This is a genomic window from Sphingomonas sp. Ant20 (assembly GCF_000783375.1).
In the GTDB taxonomy this organism is placed as follows: Bacteria; Pseudomonadota; Alphaproteobacteria; order Sphingomonadales; family Sphingomonadaceae; genus Sphingomonas; species Sphingomonas aerolata.
Genome location: NZ_JRVI01000218.1, coordinates 1 through 3346 on the forward strand (window position 1 = coordinate 1; position 3346 = coordinate 3346).

5 protein-coding genes and 1 pseudogene are annotated in these 3346 nt (G+C 67.5%); 2 read left to right on the forward strand and 4 right to left on the reverse strand.

From position 1 onward, the window contains the following. Together NI18_RS18740 and NI18_RS18745 are read right to left on the reverse strand one after the other, a co-directional pair. Positions 1 to 391, reverse strand: a 391-nt coding sequence (locus tag NI18_RS18740; protein WP_037532230.1) for a hypothetical protein, incomplete at its 3' end; no start/stop codon positions are given. A gap of 97 nt (positions 392 to 488) precedes the next feature. Continuing rightward, positions 489 to 749: a hypothetical protein gene (locus NI18_RS18745; RefSeq protein ID WP_037532231.1), complete on the reverse strand. Its 261-nt coding sequence runs from the start codon at positions 747 to 749 to the stop codon at positions 489 to 491. Between the two features lie 244 nt (positions 750 to 993). On the opposite strand from NI18_RS18745, the gene NI18_RS18750 reads away from it, so the two are divergent. Both NI18_RS18750 and NI18_RS18755 read left to right on the forward strand, forming a co-directional pair. Continuing rightward, the gene (locus NI18_RS18750; RefSeq protein WP_037532237.1) at positions 994 to 2112 is read left to right on the forward strand and encodes a fatty acid desaturase; all 1119 of its coding nucleotides are present in this window, start codon (positions 994 to 996) and stop codon (positions 2110 to 2112) included. Positions 2113 to 2189: 77 nt separating this feature from the next. Next, positions 2190 to 2507: a hypothetical protein gene (locus NI18_RS18755; RefSeq protein ID WP_037532235.1), complete on the forward strand. Its 318-nt coding sequence runs from the start codon at positions 2190 to 2192 to the stop codon at positions 2505 to 2507. A gap of 76 nt (positions 2508 to 2583) precedes the next feature. On the opposite strand, the gene NI18_RS18760 is transcribed toward NI18_RS18755, so the two are convergent. Both NI18_RS18760 and NI18_RS25940 read right to left on the reverse strand, forming a co-directional pair. After that, positions 2584 to 3099, reverse strand: coding sequence for an acyl-CoA dehydrogenase family protein (locus tag NI18_RS18760; RefSeq protein WP_198527069.1), 516 nt, complete (start codon positions 3097 to 3099; stop codon positions 2584 to 2586). Continuing rightward, positions 3089 to 3346, reverse strand: a pseudogene (locus NI18_RS25940) (hypothetical protein); the annotation flags it as partial. The pseudogene NI18_RS25940 and the gene NI18_RS18760, both read right to left, overlap by 11 nt.

Here is a 3346-nt window from a genome sequence, read left to right on the forward strand (position 1 = left end):
GCTGGGTGGGCGTCGGGGCGGCCGCGGGCGGTGCGGATGGCGGGGCATCCTGCAGCGCATAGGCCTTGGCCTCGACCGCCGCGAGACGGCCCTTAAGCAGGTCGATCTCGACCGTCTCGGGCGTGGTCTGCATCTCCGCGAGCGATTTTTCGAGCGCCTCGATACGCTTTTCGGCAATCGCGAGGCGGACGGACTCTTCGGTCCGGGCAATATCCTGCGCGACGCGTTGCGTCTCGGTGCGCCTGAAATCGGCATCACGCCGCGCCATCGGGTCGCGGCTGTCGGTATCAGCGCCACCGCGTGCCCAGCGTGGCGGATCGCAGGCCGACAATGCCAGGGGCAGTGCGAGCGACGGGACGATCAGGGCGCAGCATCGGACGATACGGGTCATGTCCCAGCCCTACACGTCGCAGGCTTGAAACGTCTATCGCCCGATACCGGGCGACAGAGGTTGCGGGGGCGGCGCGACCGCCGCCCCCGCGCACTACTCAGTTGCTGTCCGAGTTGTCGTCGTCATTTTCCTTGTCGATGACAAGGTAGGTGACGCCCGCGAGCATGCCGACGCCGATGACGAGCGGTGCGATGCTGTCCGCTGCGATCTTGCTCGAGCGCTTGGTGGCGGTGCCGGTGCGAACCGACGACGCTACCGACAGCGACTTTGCAGCGTTGCCGGTTGCCGGTGCTGCGCTCGCCGCGACGGGGAGGGCAGTCATGGCAAGCGCGGCTGCGCCAAGGATCAATGTCTTCATAAAATTCGCTTTCTTGAAAATGAGCCCGGTTGGGAACCACCGCCCTAACGATTGCGCCAGCAAAGCGTTCCTAATTCAGATTAACGATGCAGGCGGGTCTTCACGGCCCCGCGCGTCTGTCGTGGCGTCGACGTGCAATGGGTCGCGGCGCGGCCGGGTGGTTGATTCCGGTCGCCCCATCACCATTTTTCAGCCTGAATTCTTCTGTATCGACGACGATACGTCACCCGAAAATGGTATGATCATGGCAACCGCATTCGTCACGCCCGACCCCCTTGCTGCGACCCTGTCGCGGGCCTCGGCCGCGCTTGCGCGCCCGAAGGCGGCGCAGGCGGGTCGCGAGGATATCGCGATGATCAAGGCCGCGGCGTCGCTGACGCGCGACCTGCATGCGGCGCGCCCGATCGTCTACTGGACCGATCTGATCGCGTCGGCGGGCCTTGGCTATGCGGGCATGGCGGTGGCGATCGTCGCGACGCCGGTCTGGGCCAAGCTGCTCGGCGCGGTCGTCGCGGTGCTCGCGCTGTACCGCGCGCTCAGCTTCATTCACGAACTGTCTCACATGAAGCCGAACGCCGTGCGCGGCTTCACGGCGGGGTGGAACATCCTGTTCGGTGTGCCGGTGATGATGCCGTCGCTGATGTACGAGGGCGTCCATACGCTGCATCACGCCAAGACGCGCTACGGCACGAACCGCGATCCGGAATATATGCCGCTTGCCCGCGGGCCGGCGGCGACGCTCGCGATCTTCGTGCTGGTGTCGGCGCTGCTGCCGATCGGGCTGATCCTGCGCTACGGCGTGCTCGCGCCCTTGTCGCTACTATCGCCCAAGCTGCGCGAGATCGTCGTCACGCGCTATTCCGCGCTCGCGATCAACCCGCAGTTCCGCCGCAAGCCGCCCGAGGGCGCCGCGCTGCGCAGCTGGCGGATCTGGGAGACCGCGGCGAGCATCTGGGCGATCAGCTTCGTCGTGCTGACCGCGACCGGCGTATTCCCGCTTGCCGCCTCGCTCACCTTCCTCGCCATCGTCTCGGCGATCGCGGTGCTCAACCAGGTCCGCACGCTGGTCGCGCATCTGTGGGAGAATGAGGGCGATGCGATGAGCATCACCGACCAGTATCTCGACAGCGTCAACGTGCCGCCGCCGGGCCTGCTCGCCGAGATCTGGGCGCCGGTGGGCCTGCGCTATCACGCGCTGCACCATCTGCTGCCGGGGCTGCCCTATCATGCGCTGCCTGAGGCGCATCGCCGCCTGACAGGCGAGCTTGGTGACGGGTCGTCCTATCACCATGCCAATTATTCGACGCTGTCGGGGCTGATCGTCAATCTGGTCAAGGCCTGCCGCAAGGCGGTGCGCGGCTGATCACGCCGGTATCGCTGCGCCGATCATCACGGTAAGCCCCCGCCCGGGCAGCACCCTGCCCGCGGCGGAGGCTCTACGTGTTACCCAAACTCTATCATCAGTGGATCGACTGGGTCGGCGACGGCACCGGGCTGCCCGACACCATCCTGCATATCCATGCGGGCATGGCGCTGCTGATGATCGCACGGCTCATCACGCGGCGCTCGTTCGGCACCTTTATCCCCTGGACGGTGGTCGCGGCGGGCGAGGCGTTCAACGAGATCATGGACCGGCTGAACTACGGGTCGTGGCGCTGGGACGACACGCTGGTCGATGTTGCGAACACGATGTTCTGGCCGACGGTGATCTGCCTCGGTGTCCGCCTGCGGCCCATCATCGGCAAGCGCGGGCGGTAGGTCGCGCGCGCATCCACCCTTCCGTCATCCTGACTTTCGTCAGGGTGACGGAGCGGGTGAGACCGCTCGACGCGCCTCAGGCGGCCTTGGCGAGGTCGATATAGCGCTGGAGGTGATGGTCCTCGTCGCCGAGCTGGTGGTCGATCATCACCAGTCGCTTGGCATAATGCGACACCGCATATTCCCAGGTCATGCCGATCCCGCCGTGGAGCTGGATCGATTCCTCCGCGACCAGCGCGCCCGTCCGGCCGATCGTGTATTTCGCCGCCGCCAGCGCGCGGGCGCGCGCGGTCGCATCGTCGCCGTCGAACGCCGCTGCCGCGTTGATCACCGCGGACTGCGCCTGTTCGATCTCGAGCAGCACGGTCGCCATGCGATGCTGCAGCGCCTGGAACTTGCCGATCGGCACGCCGAACTGCTTGCGGTCGCGCAGATAGCCGAGCGTCGCGTCCTTGACGAACGCCATCGCGCCGAGCGCCTCGGCGGACAGCGCGAGCAGCCCCGCCTCGATCGCCGCGTCGACCACCGCACGCCCCTGCCCGTCCGTGCCGATCCGGGCGTCAGGGCCGAGCGCGACGCCGTCAAACGTCACCTCGCCCGCGCCGCCACCCTCGACGACGCTGTAGCGGCGGACCGACACCCCGGCGGCGTCGGCGGGGACCGAGCAGGACGAGCGGATCGCCCGGCTGTTCGACGCTGACGACGAAGACCGACGCGGCGCCTGCCTGGTGCACGACCGCCTTGGTGCCGCTGAGCGTCCAGCCGTCGCCATCGCGCGTCGCGGTCACGGGCGCTTGTGCATCCTCGTGCGCGAAGGCGCCGATCGTCTCGCCCGCGCG

Excerpts from the sequence above, each read along its gene's own strand:
- NI18_RS18750 (WP_037532237.1), top strand. The coding sequence starts at position 994 with ATGGCAACCGCATTCGTCACGCCCGACCCCCTTGCTGCGACCCTGTCG.
- NI18_RS18745 (WP_037532231.1), bottom strand. The coding sequence starts at position 749 with ATGAAGACATTGATCCTTGGCGCAGCCGCGCTTGCCATGACTGCCCTC.